The sequence below is a fragment of the Streptomyces sp. NBC_01571 genome, from assembly GCF_026339875.1.
Taxonomy (GTDB): Bacteria; Actinomycetota; Actinomycetes; order Streptomycetales; family Streptomycetaceae; genus Streptomyces.
This window is the reverse complement of sequence record NZ_JAPEPZ010000001.1, coordinates 9,161,054-9,176,653: the sequence shown is the minus strand read 5'-3', so window position 1 is coordinate 9,176,653 and position 15,600 is coordinate 9,161,054. Positions and strand designations below refer to the sequence as shown.

The 15,600-nt window shown below is 71.6% G+C and carries 15 protein-coding genes; 1 reads left to right on the top strand and 14 read right to left on the bottom strand.

What is annotated here, in order from left to right:
- Positions 1–48: 48 nt before the first annotated feature.
- The 7 genes from OHB41_RS41000 to OHB41_RS40970 form a co-directional block, all read right to left on the bottom strand.
- Positions 49–855, bottom strand: a complete 807-nt coding sequence (locus OHB41_RS41000) for a carbohydrate ABC transporter permease (protein ID WP_266706515.1) — start codon at positions 853–855, stop codon at positions 49–51.
- Between the two features lie 47 nt (positions 856–902).
- Positions 903–1,850, bottom strand: a complete 948-nt coding sequence (locus OHB41_RS40995) for a carbohydrate ABC transporter permease (protein ID WP_266704867.1) — start codon at positions 1,848–1,850, stop codon at positions 903–905.
- A 7-nt stretch (positions 1,851–1,857) separates the two neighbouring features.
- Complete coding sequence (locus OHB41_RS40990) at positions 1,858–3,192, bottom strand: ABC transporter substrate-binding protein (RefSeq protein WP_266704865.1); 1,335 nt, start codon at positions 3,190–3,192, stop codon at positions 1,858–1,860.
- Positions 3,193–3,470: 278 nt separating this feature from the next.
- Entirely contained in the window at positions 3,471–4,478 is a 1,008-nt protein-coding gene (locus OHB41_RS40985; RefSeq protein WP_266704863.1) for a LacI family DNA-binding transcriptional regulator, read from the bottom strand.
- A 258-nt stretch (positions 4,479–4,736) separates the two neighbouring features.
- Positions 4,737–5,318, bottom strand: a complete 582-nt coding sequence (locus OHB41_RS40980; protein WP_266704861.1) for a TMEM165/GDT1 family protein — start codon at positions 5,316–5,318, stop codon at positions 4,737–4,739.
- A 338-nt stretch (positions 5,319–5,656) separates the two neighbouring features.
- Positions 5,657–5,932, bottom strand: coding sequence for a hypothetical protein (locus tag OHB41_RS40975; protein WP_266704859.1), 276 nt, complete (start codon positions 5,930–5,932; stop codon positions 5,657–5,659).
- A gap of 191 nt (positions 5,933–6,123) precedes the next feature.
- A complete protein-coding gene (locus tag OHB41_RS40970) occupies positions 6,124–7,404 on the bottom strand; it encodes an MFS transporter (RefSeq protein ID WP_266704857.1) in 1,281 nt (426 codons plus the stop codon).
- A 497-nt stretch (positions 7,405–7,901) separates the two neighbouring features.
- Here OHB41_RS40970 and OHB41_RS40965 point away from each other — a divergent pair, with 497 nt between their 5' ends.
- On the top strand, positions 7,902–9,302 hold the full coding sequence (locus tag OHB41_RS40965) for a pyridoxal phosphate-dependent decarboxylase family protein (protein WP_266704855.1): 1,401 nt from the start codon (positions 7,902–7,904) through the stop codon (positions 9,300–9,302).
- A 200-nt stretch (positions 9,303–9,502) separates the two neighbouring features.
- Here OHB41_RS40965 and OHB41_RS40960 read toward each other — a convergent pair whose 3' ends face one another.
- The 7 genes from OHB41_RS40960 to OHB41_RS40930 are packed head-to-tail and all read right to left on the bottom strand — an operon-like array spanning position 9,503 to position 15,581.
- On the bottom strand, positions 9,503–10,525 hold the full coding sequence (locus OHB41_RS40960; RefSeq protein WP_266704853.1) for a sugar kinase: 1,023 nt from the start codon (positions 10,523–10,525) through the stop codon (positions 9,503–9,505).
- Entirely contained in the window at positions 10,522–11,421 is a 900-nt protein-coding gene (locus tag OHB41_RS40955) for an SMP-30/gluconolactonase/LRE family protein (RefSeq protein WP_266704851.1), read from the bottom strand. Before OHB41_RS40955 ends, OHB41_RS40960 begins: the two co-directional genes overlap by 4 nt.
- Positions 11,418–12,050 carry a bifunctional 4-hydroxy-2-oxoglutarate aldolase/2-dehydro-3-deoxy-phosphogluconate aldolase gene (locus OHB41_RS40950; RefSeq protein ID WP_266704849.1) on the bottom strand — a complete coding sequence of 211 codons (633 nt, stop codon included), beginning with the start codon at positions 12,048–12,050 and terminating at the stop codon, positions 11,418–11,420. The genes OHB41_RS40955 and OHB41_RS40950 overlap by 4 nt, the downstream gene beginning before the upstream one ends.
- Positions 12,051–12,081: 31 nt before the next feature.
- The gene (locus OHB41_RS40945; RefSeq protein ID WP_266704847.1) at positions 12,082–12,894 is read right to left on the bottom strand and encodes an aldose epimerase family protein; all 813 of its coding nucleotides are present in this window, start codon (positions 12,892–12,894) and stop codon (positions 12,082–12,084) included.
- Positions 12,895–12,896: 2 nt separating this feature from the next.
- Positions 12,897–14,042: a galactonate dehydratase gene (gene dgoD / locus OHB41_RS40940; protein ID WP_266704845.1), complete on the bottom strand. Its 1,146-nt coding sequence runs from the start codon at positions 14,040–14,042 to the stop codon at positions 12,897–12,899.
- Entirely contained in the window at positions 14,039–14,776 is a 738-nt protein-coding gene (locus OHB41_RS40935; protein ID WP_266704843.1) for a FadR/GntR family transcriptional regulator, read from the bottom strand. Before OHB41_RS40935 ends, dgoD begins: the two co-directional genes overlap by 4 nt.
- 31 nt (positions 14,777–14,807) lie before the next feature.
- Positions 14,808–15,581 carry an SDR family NAD(P)-dependent oxidoreductase gene (locus tag OHB41_RS40930; RefSeq protein WP_266704841.1) on the bottom strand — a complete coding sequence of 258 codons (774 nt, stop codon included), beginning with the start codon at positions 15,579–15,581 and terminating at the stop codon, positions 14,808–14,810.
- Positions 15,582–15,600: the final 19 nt, after the last annotated feature.

Here is a 15,600-nt window from a genome sequence, read left to right as displayed (position 1 = left end):
CCTTCTCTTTGCGGTGACGCGGAGGGGGGAGGCGAACGGGGTGCGCGGTTACTTGAGGGCACCGGAGGCGAGTCCGGTGCGCCAGAACCGCTGGAGGAGCAGGAAGAGGATGATCACGGGCACGATCGAGACCAGTGAGCCGGTGATCACGGATTCCTGCAGGAGCGGGGCACGGGCGGTCTGACCGTTCCACTCGAAGAGGCCGAGCGTGATCGGGAAGAGGGACTCCTTCTGCAGCATCACCATCGGGAGGAAGAAGTTGTTCCAGATCGCGACGAACTGGAACAGGAAGATGGTCACCAGGGAGGGCCCCATCAGCCTGATCGCCACCGAGAAGAAGGTGCGGAACTCACCGGCGCCGTCCAGCCGAGCCGATTCGAGGATCTCCTCGGGGACCGCGGCGGAGGCGAAGATGCGGGCGAGATAGACGCCGAACGGGCTGACGATGCTGGGCAGGAACACCGCGAGGTAGGTGTTGACGATCCCGGTCGCGGAGAACAGCAGGAAGAGCGGGAGCGCGAGCGCGGTGGTGGGGACGAGGACGCCGCCGAGGATGACCGAGAACAGGAACTCGCGGCCCCGGAAGGTGAACTTGGCGAGCGCGTAGCCGCACAGCGCGGAGATCAGGGTGCCGACGGCGGCGCCCAGCACCGCGTAGATCACGCTGTTCAGGGCCCACTTGACGAAGATGCCGTCGCTGCGGCTGAACAGGGTGCTCAGGTTGCTGAACAGGTCGAAGTGCGAGAACGCCAGACCGTTGGTGGAGGCGAGGTCGCTCTGCGGCTTCGTCGCGGCGACGATCAGGAAGTAGACCGGCAGCAGGAAGTAGATCGCCAGCAGGAACATCAGCGCCATGACGGCGGTGCGGCTGGCGCGGCTTTCGCGGATCGTGTTCGGGTTGCTCACAGTCCGGCCTTCTTCGAGGTCAGTCGCATGAAACCGAAGCTCAGGACGAAGGTGATGACGGCGATGACCACGGAGATCGCTGCTGCCTGCTGGTAGTTGTTTCCGGAGGCCACCGCGTACGCGAGCATGTTCGGTGTGTACGTGCTGGAGATGTTCGAGGAGATCTGCCGCAGGACGGCCGGCTCGGCGTAGAGCTGCAGGGTGCCGATGATCGAGAACACCGTGGTGAGGATGATCGACGGCGCGATGATCGGGACCTTGATCTGCCAGGCGATCGTCCAGTTGCTCGCGCCGTCGAGCTTGGCGGCTTCGTAGAGCTCCTGCGGGATCGACTGCAGTGCCGAGAACATGATCAGCATGTTGTAGCCGGTCCAGAGCCAGGTGGAGACGTTCGCCGCCGACCACAGCACGGCTCCCGGACCGAGGAAGTCGGGGTGGAGCCCGACGCTTTTCAGCCCGTCGACCAGTGGGCTGATCTGCGGCGAGTACAGGTAGGACCACATGATCGCGGCGATGACACCGGGTACGGCGTACGGCATGAACGCCGTGATGCGGAAGAACGACTTGAGCTTCAGCAACGGGGTGTCGAGCAGCAGCGCCATGATCAGCGCGACGAACAGCATGACCGGCACCTGTACGACGCCGAACAGTCCGATGCGTCCGATGCTGGACCAGAACTCGTCGTTCTGGAACACCTTCGTGTACTGCTCGAAGCCGCCGAAGGTGGTGTACGACGTGCCGTACTGGCCGCCGGTGCGGCGCACGACGAGGAAGCTCTGCCAGACCGCGTAGCCGACGGGGACCAGGTAGAAGAGCACGAACGGGAGGAAGAACGGGGTCAGGAACGCGGCGATGGTGCGGGCCCGGGGGCCGCCGCCGCGCTGACGGCGACGGCCCCCCGTAGACGCCACCACGCGGGTCGCGCGGGGTGCGATGTCAGTCATTCCCTGGTCACTTGCCCGCGGTCGCCGGGATCGCCTGGTCCTTCATCGACTTCAGCGCGGTCGCCTGCGCGGCCGAGAGCGCGTCGCTGAGCGTGCCGCTGCCCGCCGTCGCCTTGGCCATCGCGTCCTGAAGCGACAGGTTCACCGTCTTCTGGGTGGGGCCCCAGGAGAAGTCGGTGTCGATGTTCTTGGACGAGTCGGCGAAGACGTCGAAGATCTTCTCGTTGTTGTAGTACGGGACGCCCTGCGAGAGGGCGGGAAGCTTCGAACCGGCGGTGGCCGCCGGGTAGAGGCCGCCCAGCTTGTTCTCCAGCGCGAGGGCCTCCGGGTCGGTGTTCAGCCAGGAGTTGAACTTGACCGACTCGTACAGGTGCTTGTTGCCCTTCATGAACGCGACGGTGGAACCGCCCCAGTCACCGGACGAGGCGCTCGAACCCCAGGTCGGCATCGGGACGATGGACCACTTGCCGGCCTGGTCGGGCAGGTTGTCGCGGAACATGCTGTAGCCCCAGGCGGCACCGACGTAGCTGGCGATCTGGTTCTTCTGGTACGCGGTGTACATCTGGGTCGAGCCGTGGGCGAGGTCGGTGCGCACGAGCTTGGCGTCGATCAGCTTCTGCCAGTAGTCGGCGACCTGCTTGCTCTGGTCGGACGCGACCGAGACGTGCCACTTGTCGCCGGAGTACTTGTACATCTCGGCGTTGTTCTGCCAGAGCAGTCCGTTGAACGCCTCGGCGTTGTTCGGATCGAAGAAGGTGATGCTGAGTCCGGAGTCCGCCTTGTGCAGCTTCTGCGCGTCCGCCGCGTACTCGTCCCACGTCTTGGGGATCGCCAGACCGTGCTGCTTGAAGATGTCGCTGCGCACGTAGAGCGCCATCGGGCCGGTGTCCTGCGGGAAGGCGAACACGCCGGTGCCGCCGAAGCTGGACTGGGACCAGGTCCAGGGCACGAACTTCGACTTGGCCGCGGTGGCCGCCGAGCAGGCCGAGGCGTCCACGAAGGCGTTCTGGGTGCGCAGGAAGGGGAGTTCGTCGTAACCGACCTGGGCGAGCTCCGGCGCCTTGCCCGCCTTGAGGGCGTTGCCGATGGTGCCGTACTGGTCGTTGGAGATGTTCTTCATCTGAACCTGGATGTCCGGGTTCTTCTTGTTCCAGAGGGCGACGACCTTGTCCATGCCCGGAACGGTGTTCCAGTACTGGAGGGTGACCTTGCCCTTCGCGGGCTCGCAGGAGGCCGCGGATGCATCACTCGACGGCGCGGGCGACGAGCACCCGGCGAGTACGGCGACACCGGCTGCCGCAGCGACGACGGCGAGGCGGATGCGCGTGACTGTGTTGCTCATATCTTCCGTTCCAGAGAACGACTAGCGACGGCGCTAGGCGGGTCGACGTTGACACCTCAGGCGTGAAGCCTTCTGGTTGGAATGGGCGGGACATACATCACGGTGTCGGCTCGAGCGCCGGGCGCCGTGGTGGAACTCAGCAACCTTCCAGCGCGCCCCGTGAGCGTTCCCGTGAACGTTCACGGGAGCGCTCACGGGAACGTGGTGAAGTGTTCGGAAGTCTGCGCTCCGGCGTGTTCGAGTGTCAAGACTTTCGAGTCGCGCACGAGTCCGGCAGGTTAAGCGGACCCGCCCAGCCGCAGCTCGGCGCGGACCACGAGGTCGTCGTCGGTGAGCGGGCTCGCCCCGGTCAGCAGCCGTGCGACCTGCTCGATGGCGAGCGCGCCGAGCTTGCGCGTGTCCAGGGCGACGCTGGCGAGCGGGGGCTCGACGAGCGCGCCCAGTTGCAGGCCGTCGAAGCCGATCACGGCCAGATCCTGCGGGACGCTCCTGCCGAGCCGGCGCGCCTCGCGCAGGACACCGATCGCGATGATGTCGTTGAAGGTGAAAACCGCGGTGACGTCGGGATGGGCGTAGAGCAGGGCCCTGAGCGCCGCTCCACCGCCGTCGGCCGACTGGTCGGCGCCGACCACCACGTCGGCGTCGATGCCGTGCGACACCGCGGCCGCCGTGAACCAATCGCGCCGGAGGCTGGGGTCGACGCGACCGTGGTGGTCGAGCATGCCGATCCGCGTGTGCCCGGCCGCGACCAGGTGCGCGACCGCGGCGTGGACGCCCTCCTCGCCGTCGATCCGGATCGAGCTGAAGCGCGCGGTGTGGTGCTCACGGCCGATGAGCACCACCGGCATGCCACGGGTGAACAGCTGGAGTTCGTCCTCGGGGCAGCTGAAGTATCCGACGACCGCGTCCACCTGCGAGCTGATCACCTGGAGGGTGCCGCGTTCCTCTTCGGCCCTGTCCGCCGTGTCGTACACGACCACGTGCCAGCCGCGCGCCCGGGCCGCCTCCAGCGCGGCCGCCGCGACCTCCGTGAAGAAGGGGTTGAGCAGGTCGGGTATGACCAGCCCGATGGTGGTGGTGTCCTGCCGGACCAGACCGCGGGCGAACCGGCTCGGCCGGTATCCGAGCGCGCGGGCGGCGTCGAGGACGCGCTGTTTCGTGGAGCCGTCGATCTCGTCCTTGTCGTTCAGTGCCCTCGACACGGTCTGCCGGGACACCCCGGCGGACCGGGCGACGTCATGGATCGTGACTTTCCGGGGCTCCCCCGACACCGACGACGACACCATCGCCCACCTCCTGCTGCCAGCGGACGCCGATGCGCCCGCAGGGCCCGAGTATGCCTGTGCCTGACGGGAACGCGCGAGGTCAGGTCTTCTCGCGGCCGGCGACCACGGCCTCGTCGACTGTCTGCCGCGGCGACTCCGGCGGGGGTGCGCCCGGACACGGAGGTCCCGGCAGCACCCCCTCCTGGACAACCGGTCCTGAACAACCGGCCGCCTGATCCTCGGCCGGTGTCCCGTTGCCTCGCCGGCGGGGCGGGAGCCTCAGCCGGTGAAGGCTTCGACCAGGGTCCAGACGGCGAGTCCGGCCATGCACAGGGCGCCGATGCGCTGGACGTTCTTCAGGGGAACGCGCTGGGCGATGAAACGGCCCACCAGCAGGGCGAGCGCGGAGACCGACATCAGGGCGAGGGCCGAGCCGATGGCGGTGGGCAGCCAGCCGTTGGTGGCGGCCAGGTTGGCCGTGGTGATCTGGGTGAGGTCGCCCCATTCGCTGATGAAGACGGCCATGAAGGCCGTGGTGTAGACGGGCCAGAAGCCGGTCACCGTCTTCGCGGTGCCGTCCTCGTCGTCATCGTCTCCCCCGCGCAGCAGGACGAAGGCGCCGAACGCGAACAGCGCCGCGGAGACGAGCTTGACGGCCATGCCCGGAAGCATGCCGAGCAGACTGCCGGCGCCGACGGCGATGGCGACGTGCACGATGAAGGCGGTGGAGGTGCCGAACCACACGTACAGCGGCCGCATCCTGGTACCCATGGCCAGTGACGCGAACATGGTCTTGTCAGGGAGCTCCGCGAGGAAGATCAGCCCGAAGGCGGTGAGGATCGCCAGGGGGTCGAAGGTCATTCCCTTGCTTTCTGCTGGGGCCGGGCCGTCGGCTCGTGCGGCACCCACAGGGCGACGGGAGGAACCACTCGGCCCGGCACGACGGAACGGCCCACACGGAAGTATGAGCCTGGTCATGCCTGGCCGAAGGTCTCGTCCGCCCCGCACTGCGTACGGTGGCCCGGTGGCCGGGGCCCCCTCGGGGGCCCAGTGTGTCGACCAGCGGTTCTCGGGACTACTCCCCTTCGCTGCCGTTCACCCTAACAGGCGATCTCCGGCGCCCGCCCCGCGCGCCCGCCCGGGAGTCCACTCACGTGGCCGGCCACCTGTCGGCTCGGGCGGAGACCGCGCGACCGCCGTCAGGGAGTGTCGCCCGACCAGTCCCAGCGGGCCCCGCCGCCCGGGCGCGGGTCGTATATCGCCCGCCCGCCGGCACCGAACCGCCCCAGCTCCGTTTCGAGGGCGACGCCGGTGCCGGTCTCGTCCGGTGTCCAGCCGGTGATGTCGAGCAGCAGGCCGTCCAGCGGACCGCCGACCAACTGGCCGTAGACGTGTCCCGGCTGTGGACCCCGCCGGGGATCGTCGTGGTCCACGCCGTAGACCCGGCCGCGCAGCAACTCCTCGTCCCTGTCCATACGCCCCAGGATTCCAGTCACCACTGACAACGCCGGGCCGCCCGAGGCGCTCGACGGGCTCCGGTCACCGCGGCCAGCGGACGCCTCCGCGGACACGGCGGAGGCCGCCCGCCGCCGTGGGCAGCGCGTTCGCCGCGTGACGCGCTGATCCACCGGGGAACGCCGATCCACCGGGGAATACGGGACGGTCCTCAGTCCAGGTTCTGGGGAGCCTCCGCCGCCCGCGGGGAGAGGGCCGGCACGTCCGCGCCCCGGGCGCCCCGGGCCACGTCCTGTGCGGCCGCCTTCGGTTCCTCCCCGCCGGACGAAGTGACCACCATGGAGCCAGGACTGCCCCGGTCCATGAACCCGCCTGTGAAGGCCAGGCCGAGGCCCGCCACCGCGAGAGCCGCACCGACCAGACTGGGCGAGGCCCAGCCCCAGCCGGCGGAGATGGCCAGACCGCCGAGCCAGGCACCGCCCGCGTTGGCCAGGTTGAAGGCGGAGTGGTTGGAGGCCGCGGCCATGGTGGGAGCGTCCTTCGCCTTGGCCATGAGCAGCATCTGGACGGGTGTGGTGATGAGGGCTCCCACCGCGCCGATGAAGGCGATCGTCAGCAGGGCGGGCACGGTGCTGTGCACGGTGAAGTAGAACGCCACCAGCGCCGCGGCGAGCAGGGTGAGCCCCACGTACAGCGTCGGACGCAGGGCCCGGTCGGTGAGGGGGCCCGCGATCAGCGTGCCCAGCGTCATACCGACGCCGTAGAGCGCGAGGACCAAGGTGGTCGAGGAGTCGGAGATGCCCGTCAGATTCGTCAACATGGGCACCAGATAGCTGTAGACGGCGAAGAATCCGCCGAACCCGATCACCGCCGTGGCCAGACCGATCGCCACCTGCCTGTTCCCCATCGCCCGCAGCTCGTGGCCGATGCCCGCCTGCCGGCCGCGCGGCTGATGAGGCACGAACAGGGCCAGCGAAGCGAGCGCGATGAGCCCGATGACGGCGACAGCACCGTAGGCCCACCGCCAGCCCAGCTGCTGCCCGAGGATCGTCCCGGCCGGGACACCGACGATGTTCGCGACGGTGAGACCCAGGAACATTTTGGAGACCGCGCGCGCGGCCCGTTCGGGCGCGACCAGTCGTGAGGCCACGACGGCGCCCACGCCGAACAGCGCGCCGTGCGGCAGACCCGCCAGAAAACGCGCGGCGAACAGGAGACCGAAGCCGGGAGCGAGCGCGGACGCGAGATTGCCGACCACGAACAGGCCGGACAGAAGCAGCAGCAGTCGCTTGTGGGGGACGCGCGCACCGATGCCCGTCAGTACGGGCGCACCCACGACGACACCGAGCGCGTAGGCCGACACGAGGTTGCCGGCGTGCGGCACCGAGACGCCCACGCCGTCGGCGATCTGGGGCAGCAGCCCCATCGTGGCGAACTCGGTCGTGCCGATACCGAACGCGACGACAGCCAGGGCCAGCAAGGCAAGTGGCATGGCGCAGAAGAACCCTTCGAAGACATCGATCCAGGAACCAGGGAGCAGCAGGAAGGGCCTGGATCGTGTCCAGCTCCCGTCACCTGGCGAGCACCATTGCCCGACACCCCTCGGAACAGGGCAGGGCCCTCAACGCGGGAACAGCGGCGGGGACCCGCGCATTCCGGGATCGCGCAGGACACACCATGACCTGCGTCACGCCCGAGGCGTCAGGCGAACAGACGGCTGCGCCGGCTGACTGGTGGGCTGGAGGGAACCGCCCGCGCGCACACTCCGTACCGGGACGCCCGCCCCCTCCACATGGCCCACCCGACCGAGCAGCGGTCGGAGGCGCACCGCCGCTTTGCGGTTACTGTGCCCCGACAGGGAGTCGCGCCACCCGAACCGACGTGCGCAGCCGTCCCCTCGGTCGTGCCGACGATGCGGGTGGCACAGGTGCGCTCGCGGAGTCGACGCGGTGGCCGGCTCAAGGCGCCGCACACCCCCGGAGGACCGCCATGCATCCCGTACTCGCCGAAGACCGCGCGCGCCTCACGGAACTGCTCCGGTCCGTGAGCGAGTTGGCGGGCCGGGAGCTGGCGGCGGTCGACGCCCGCCCCGCCGCGCGGCTCGGCGCCGCCCCGAAGCCGCAGCCTCTGCCCGCCGAGGGCGCGGGCACCGAAGGCGCGCTGGCCCGTTTCGCCGAGCGGTGGTCACCGGGCTTCTCCGGCAGCGCCGGACCCCGCTACCTCGGTTTCGTGACCGGGGGCGCGACGCCCGCCGCCCTCACCGCCGACTGGCTCACCAGCGTGTACGACCAGAACGTCGGCGGGAGCACCGGATCGTCCGCCGCCGCGCTCGAACGGGAGACGTTGGCCTGGCTGCGCGAGTTGTTCGGGCTGAGCGAGGCACACAGCGGGGCCTTCGTCACCGGCGCGACCATGTCGAACACGGTGGGCCTGGCCATCGGACGCGAGTGGCTGGGCGAACAGTGGAAGGTGTCCGTCTCCCACGACGGTGCGGCCGCGCTCGGCCCGGTCACGGTACTGTCCGGGGCACCGCACTCCAGTATCGGGAAGGCCGCGTCCGTCCTGGGCCTCGGCCGCGCGAGCGTACGGCGGGTCCCACTCCTGCCCGGCAACCGTGAGGCGGTCGACGTGGCGGCTCTGGCGGACGCGCTGGAGAAGATGGACGGCCGTCCCGCCATCGTCGTCGCCAACGCCGGAACCGTCGACACCGTCGACTTCGACGACCTGCGCGCCATCGCGGCACTCAAGGAGCGGCACAGCTTCTGGCTGCATGTCGACGGCGCCTTCGGGGCCTTCGCCGCGCTGCTCCCCTCCCACTCCCACCTGACCGACGGCCTGGACGCCGCGGACTCCGTCTGTCTGGACCTCCACAAGTGGTTGAACGTCCCCTATGACAGCGCGGTCGCGTTCACCCGGCGACAGGACCTCCAGGTCCGGGTCTTCCACAACTCCTCGCCCTACCTCGGCACGCCCTCCCTCCCCGACCCGGACTTCCTGCACCTCACTCCGGAGAACTCCCGGCGGCTGCGCGCCCTGACCGCCTGGTTCTCCCTGGTCGCCTACGGCCGGGACGGGCATCGTGAGATCGTCGCCCGCAACACCGGTCTCGCCCGGCGTCTCGGCGATGCCGTCGTCGGCGTCCCACACCTGCGACTCCTGGCGCCCGTGCGGCTCAACACCGTCTGCTTCACCCTCGCCGACGGTGCCACACCCGACCGTGTCCAGGCCGCCGCCAATGCCATCGCCGCCACCGGTGAAGTCTTCGTCACCCCGACCGTCTACGGTCACGTGCCCGCCCTGCGCGCGGCGTTCAGCAACTGGCGCACGACGGAGCCGGACATGGAACGGGCCCTCGCGGCGATCACCGACGCGACGGCACCGGTCTCGTAGCCCACGTTCCGGAGGCCGCGCGAGAATCCTCGCGGCCACCCGCCACTCCTACGGACCTTCCCGCGCAACGGTCAAGAGCCACTGGCGGACTCGCTGGGAGTTCGCCCAACTGCGCTGTCCGGGCCCACTGTCCGACACCGCGTCCCTCGCGTCGCGTCGCGTGGCGTTTCGTCGCACGCAGCCGGGGCTTCCCCTTCGCCTCATCGGCCCGGCGATCGCTCCTCGCGGTGGGCGTCCTCCGCGCGTGCCACCCGCACCCACTCCTCGGCCGACAGCGCGAGAAGCCGTCGTACGGTCCCTGGGCCGGGCAGTGACCCGTGGTCGCCCGTCACCTTGAGGGCGGAGACGGCCGTGATGTGGCCGAGGCGCAGGGCGCGTGTCAGGGTCTCGCCGCGGAGCAGACCGGCCAGGAACCCCGCGGCGAAGGCGTCACCCGCGCCGACGGGTTCGACCACGAGGGTGCGCAGCGCCGGAACCACGACGACGTCCCCGTCCCGTACGGCGGCGGTGACCGAGTCGGCGCCGTCCTTGACGACGACGATCCGCGGGCGCGGCAGCAACTCCCGTACGCCGTCGGCCGTGAGGTCGGAGCCCCACATGTCCTGCGCCTCGTCCAGGCCGACGAAGACGACGTCCGCGCGGTCGGCCAGGTCCCGCAGGACGGTGGCCGCCGAGTCGTCGTGCCACAGGGCGGGGCGGTGGTTGACGTCGAAGCTGACGGCGTACGGCCGTTCGCCGGGTGCGGTACCGAGCGCCCGGCTCACCAGTTCCCGGCAGGACGGGGACAGCGCCGGGGTGATCCCGCTGACGTGCAGGAGGGAGGCGGTGCGTACCGGTCGGGTGTCCAGCAGGCCGGGCCCGAGGGCGGATGCCGCGGACCCGGAACGGTAGTACTGGACCCGGGTCCCGTCCCGGTGGGGGGACTTGAGGAGCAGGCCGGTGGGGCGGTCGGGGTCGGTGCGGACGTGGGTGACATCGACGCCCGCGGCGGCGACGGCGGCCCGGACGCGCCGGCCGGGCGCGTCGTCGCCGAGGGCGGAGAGCCAGGCCACCGGTATGCCGTGGTCGGCCAGGTACATCGCGACATTGGACTCGGCCCCGGCCACCGTCAGGCGCAGATGCTCGGCCTCCTCCAGCGGGCCGACCGGGTCGGGAGCCAGGGCCGCCATCGTCTCCCCGACGCACACGACGGGTCCGGGCGCGGGCCGCCACGACGCGGTCACACGGACCCCCCGGCCGGGAACGGCCGCACGGGCGTGGTGCCTTGGAGGCGGAACGCGGGCGTCGGCGTGCCGGGCACGTCCACGCGGACGGAGAACACGGCCCCGTCCTCGGGACGCGGATCGGCGAGGCCCAGCCGGGCGGTGGTGACGTGCAGGACGTCGTGCTCCAGGCACACACCCGCGGGCAGGCTCGCGGGCAGCGTCAGGACGCGGTCGGGGGTGCCGTCCGCGAGGTAGCGGCGTACCGTGCCGGTTCCCCATACGGCGACCCACAGGGCGCCCTCGGCGTCGACGGTCATGCCGTCCGGGCTGCCGTCGTCCATCGTGGCGAAGACCTCGGGCGTGCCGGGAACGCCGGTGTCCGGGTCGACCGGGTGGCGCCGGATCACTCCCCGGGCGCTGTCGGCGAGGTACATGGCCTTGCCGTCGGGGGTGAAGGCGGGCCCGTTCGGGACGGTGACGCCGTCCAGGACCCGGACCACGGTGCCGTCGTGGTCGACCCGGTACAGCGAACCGGCGTCCTCGTCGGCGTCGTAGCCCATGCTGCCCGCCCAGAAGCGGCCGGAGGGGTCGGCGACCGCGTCGTTCATGCGCGTACGGACCGCCGCGCCGTCCTCGGGCCGGCCCAGCCAGGTGGTCGCGCCGTCGGGCGTCAGCAGGCAGACGCCGGTGTCCGCGGCGGCGATCCAGGTGCCGGGGCGCCCGGCCACCGGGGCCACCGCGCCGATCGGGAAGGGGAGTCGGCTCAGTGTCTCCAGGACGCCGGCGGGGTCCGCCGGCGCCCTGAGGAGGCGGCCCGCGAGGAGGTCGACGAGGACGACCTCCTCGCCCGTCCAGCGGATGCCCTCGCCGAGTTCGAGGCGGTCGGGGCGGGTGACGCGCACGGAGGAGCTCATCGTCCGGACTCCTCCGCGACGGCACGGAAGGCGCGGGCCCGGTCGCGGAGCGCGGCGAGACTGCCTCCGTCGGCGGCGTCGCCGACCAGGGGCGAGCCGACACCGACCGCTGTCGCGCCGGCCGTGAGACAGGCATGTGCGGCGGCCTCGTCGATGCCGCCGACGGGCACGAACTGCGCGTCGGGGAAGGGGCCGCGCAGGGCCTTGAGGTAGTCCGCTCCGCCGAATGCTCCGGCGGGGAAGAGTTTCAGGGCCTCGGCTCCGAGCGCGCGGGCGGCGATGACGTCGGTCGGGGTCAGCACCCCGGCGAGGACCGGCAGGCCCAGGTCGCGGGCCGCGCGGACGCCGTCGCCGAGTCCGGGTGTCACCACGAAGGCGGCTCCCGCACGGTGTGCGGCGTGGGCGTCGTCGGCGCTCAGGACCGTCCCGGCGCCCAGGAGCGCGTCGGGCCCGAGGGCGTGCCGGGCCCGCTCGATGACGGTGAGGGCGTCCGTTCCGCTCAGGGAGACCTCGATGAGGTCGACGCCCTCCTCGGCGAGGGCCAGCACCGTGCGCAGCGCGGCGTCCGCGTCGCCTCCGCGCACGATGGCCAGCAATCGGCGGGCGGCCAGGGCGGCTTGCAGATCCACGGCAGGGAACTCCAGTTCTCGACGGCGGTGTTCAGGGGCAGCGGCAGGTGGTGCCGAGGGTGAGGCGCCAGCGCACCTCGCCGGAGGCGGGGACGCGGGCGGCGTCGTCGGGTCCTGCCTCGGCGAGGTCGAAGACGCGGCCGAGCATCGGTTCGACGCCGGTGCTGCGGTAGGGGGCGGGCTGCGGGAAGCCGCCGAGGTTGCGCCACAGGGCGACCGACACCGGCTGTTCGTCGGCGTGCAGGGCGAGGCCGAGGCGGTCGGGGCCGTCGTGGACACAGGCCCGCGGGGCGTCGACGACGGCCCCCACGGCGGTTCCGTCGTCGGGACCGAGCCGGTCCAGCGGCACTCCGCACGGGGCCGGCCAGGCGCCGGTGATCCAGGGGGCGCCGTCCGGCCAGGAGCGGTCGACGAGCGCGGCGGACTCCGGGAACAACCGGGTGGACGCCCCGTGGGGCAGGTGCAGGGTGGCGGCGGACGACAGGTCGAGCAGGGCGTGCGCGGCCCAGACGAAGCGGAAGCCGGGCTCGGCGGTGAGGACGTAGTGGGCCTCGGCTCCGTCGGCCGTGGCACGGAGCGTACGGCGGAGCGTGAAGTCCGCGCAGCGGACGGACTCGGCGGCACCCTCGCGGGTCCAGGGCCGGGACCAGACGTCCCCGTGGTCCGGGGTGCCGCGGACGGTGGGCACGCACTCCTCCAGGCCGCCCGCGTCCACGAACGCCGAGCCGGGAACCGCCTGTTGGCGCCCGGGTTCGGGGCGATGCCAGAGCCACTCGCGGCCGGGCGCCGCGAGGGAGGTCCAACGGCCGCCGTGGAGAGGGTCGGTGACGATGTCCAGTGGCATGCTCACCACTCCGCGAAGGAGCCGTCGGGGTGCCGCCACACGGGGTTGCGCCAGGCGTGGCCCGCGCGGTCGGCGGCGCGGACGGCGGCCTCGTCGACGGTGACGCCGAGGCCCGGCGCGTCGCCGCGCCGCGCGTGCCCGTCCACGAACCGGAAGGGCTCGGGGTCGACGACGTAGGAGAGCAGGTCGGCGTCCTTGTTGTAGTGGATGCCCCTGCTCTGCTCCTGGATGAGGAAGTTGGGTGTGGCGAAGGCGACTTGGAGGCTGGCGGCGAGGGCGATCGGGCCGAGGGGGCAGTGCGGGGCGAGGTGGGCGCCGTAGGTCTCGGCGAGGGAGGCGATGCGGTGGACCTCGGAGATGCCTCCGGCGTGCGAGAGGTCGGGCTGGGCGACGGCGATGCCGGCGGTGAGCGGAGCCAGGAACTCGGCGCGGGAGTAGAGGCGTTCGCCCGTGGCCAGCGGCACCGGGCTCGCGCCGACGAGCCCGGCCAGGAGGTGGTTCTGCTCGGGGACGACCGGTTCCTCGACGAACAGGGGGTGCAGGGGGGCGAGTTCGTTCAGGACGCGGCGGGCGTTGGCGGCGGTGAAGCGGCCGTGGAAGTCGACGGCGACGTCCCGGTCGGGCCCGAGGACGTCACGGGCCGCCGCCACGCGGGCGACGACCGCAGCGGTCTCGGCCATCGTGGCGGCCGGCCCGACACGTCCGGCACCGTTCATCTTCACGGCGGTGAATCCCGCCTCCACCTGCGCGCTGATCTGCTCGGTGAGTTCGGCGGGTTCGTCGCCGCCTACCCAGGCGTAGACCCGGACCCGGTCGCGCACGGGGCCGCCGAGAAGGGCGTGCACGGGAGCGCCGTAGGTCTTGCCCGCGATGTCCCACAGCGCCTGGTCGAGTCCGGCGACGGCGCTGGACAGGACCGGGCCGCCCCGGTAGAAGCCGCCTTTGGTGAGGACCTGCCAGTGGTCCTGGATACGGAGCGGGTCCTGGCCGAGGAGGTATTCGGCAAGGACGTCGACGGCGGTCCGCACCAGTTCGGCGCGGCCCTCGACGACGGGTTCGCCCCAGCCGGTCACGCCCTCGTCGGTCTCCACGCGGCAGAACAGCCAGCGCGGCGGTACGAGGAAGGTTTCGACGCGTGTGATCTTCACCGGCCACCGGTGCCTTTCGGGTCGTCGGGCCCGCCGATCCGGTCCAGGTCGCGTCCGGCCTGGTCGAGCAGGGCGCGCATGGCCGCCTCGGCGGCCCGCGGGTCCCGGTCGCGTACGGCGTCCAGGACGGCGCGGTGGGCGGGTACGGGGTCCTCGCTGTGCGGGGCGCTGTGCACGATGCGGTCGCGGTGGGCGAGTCCCGACTCGATCACGACCTCCATGCGCTCCAGGAGTTCGTTGTGGGTCGCGGCGAGCAGGGCACGGTGGAAGGCGAGGTCGGACTCGACGGCGTGGGCGGCGCCGGTACCGTGCTCCCCCATCGCCGTCAGGGCGTCCTCCAGGGCGGCGAGGTCGGCGTCGGTGCGGCGCTCGGCGGCCAGCCGGACGGCGGCCGGTTCGACGATGGCGCGTACTTCGGCGAGGTTGCGCAGCAGGCCGAGGTCGGCCTCGGTGGAACCGGCGCCCTGGATCTGCCAGCGCAGCACGTCGGCGTCGAGCAGGTTCCAGTCGGAGCGGGCGCGCACGAACGTGCCGCGTTTCTGCCGGGCGTCGACCATGCCCTTGGCGGCGAGGACCTTGAGGGACTCGCGCAGCGCGGTGAGGCTGACGTCCAGCTCACGCTGCAGCGCCACGAGGTCGAGCGTGGCCCCCTCGGGGATCTCGCCGCCGAGGATGCGGCGGGCGAGGAACTCCACGGTCTGACCGTGCACGCCGCGGCGGGCGTAGGGCGTCATGTCGTACAGCCTTTCGATGGTCGGGGTGCGGTCATGCGGAGGCCTTCAGGACGCTCCAGCCGCCGTCGACGAGCAGGTGCGACCCGGTGATGTAGGAGGCCTCGTCGGAGCCGAGGAACGCGATGGCCGCGGCCACTTCCGCGGGGGTGCCGAACCGGCGGGCCGCCGTCTCGGCGACGCTGCGTTCACGGTCCTCGGGCGGCACCCGGTCCCAGGCGGCCGTGAGGATCGGTCCCGGCAGGACGGCGTTGACGCGGACCTCGGGCCCGTACTCCACGGCGAGCTGGCCGCACAGGGACAGCAGGGCGCCCTTGGACGCGGCGTAGGCGGGATGCCCCGGGATGCCCTTGTGGGCGTGGACGGACGAGGTGAGGACGACAGCGCCGCCCCGGTCGCGCAGGTCGGGCAGGACGGCACGGACCCCGAGGAAGCCCGCGGTGAGGTTGACGTCGAGCTGGCGGCGCCAGGAGGCGAGGGAGAGTTCGTGGGCGGGGTGGACGTCGACGGTGTAGGCGTTGCTGACCAGGACGTCGACCGGTCCGAAGGAGTGGGCGGCGGCGATGACGCGGTGCCAGTCGTCCTCCGCGGCGACGTCCGCCGTGACGAAGCGGGCCCGGCCGCCGTCGTCGGTGATCCGTTCCGCCTCGCCACGGCCCCGCTCCTCGTCGATGTCGACGAGCACGACCGCGGCTCCCTCCTGGGCGAGGCGGGCGGCGGTGGCGGCTCCGATGCCGGAGGCGGCCCCGGTGACCACGGCCGTGCGGCCGGTGAAGCGGGCACCGCCGTCTCGTACGGGCTGGTCCATCGTGGGTTACGGCTCCTTC

What these genes read in the sequence shown, in the direction of transcription:
- OHB41_RS40935 (WP_266704843.1), bottom strand. Translation starts at nt 14,776, where the DNA reads ATGACGCCCTACGCCCGCCGCGGCGTGCACGGTCAGACCGTGGAGTTC.
- OHB41_RS41000 (WP_266706515.1), bottom strand. Translation starts at nt 855, where the DNA reads ATGGCGCTGATGTTCCTGCTGGCGATCTACTTCCTGCTGCCGGTCTAC.
- OHB41_RS40995 (WP_266704867.1), bottom strand. Translation starts at nt 1,850, where the DNA reads ATGACTGACATCGCACCCCGCGCGACCCGCGTGGTGGCGTCTACGGGG.
- OHB41_RS40945 (WP_266704847.1), bottom strand. Translation starts at nt 12,894, where the DNA reads ATGCCACTGGACATCGTCACCGACCCTCTCCACGGCGGCCGTTGGACC.
- OHB41_RS40985 (WP_266704863.1), bottom strand. Translation starts at nt 4,478, where the DNA reads ATGGTGTCGTCGTCGGTGTCGGGGGAGCCCCGGAAAGTCACGATCCAT.
- OHB41_RS40955 (WP_266704851.1), bottom strand. Translation starts at nt 11,421, where the DNA reads ATGAGCTCCTCCGTGCGCGTCACCCGCCCCGACCGCCTCGAACTCGGC.
- OHB41_RS40965 (WP_266704855.1), top strand. Translation starts at nt 7,902, where the DNA reads ATGCATCCCGTACTCGCCGAAGACCGCGCGCGCCTCACGGAACTGCTC.
- OHB41_RS40930 (WP_266704841.1), bottom strand. Translation starts at nt 15,581, where the DNA reads ATGGACCAGCCCGTACGAGACGGCGGTGCCCGCTTCACCGGCCGCACG.
- OHB41_RS40975 (WP_266704859.1), bottom strand. Translation starts at nt 5,932, where the DNA reads ATGGACAGGGACGAGGAGTTGCTGCGCGGCCGGGTCTACGGCGTGGAC.
- OHB41_RS40970 (WP_266704857.1), bottom strand. Translation starts at nt 7,404, where the DNA reads ATGCCACTTGCCTTGCTGGCCCTGGCTGTCGTCGCGTTCGGTATCGGC.
- OHB41_RS40990 (WP_266704865.1), bottom strand. Translation starts at nt 3,192, where the DNA reads ATGAGCAACACAGTCACGCGCATCCGCCTCGCCGTCGTCGCTGCGGCA.
- OHB41_RS40980 (WP_266704861.1), bottom strand. Translation starts at nt 5,318, where the DNA reads ATGACCTTCGACCCCCTGGCGATCCTCACCGCCTTCGGGCTGATCTTC.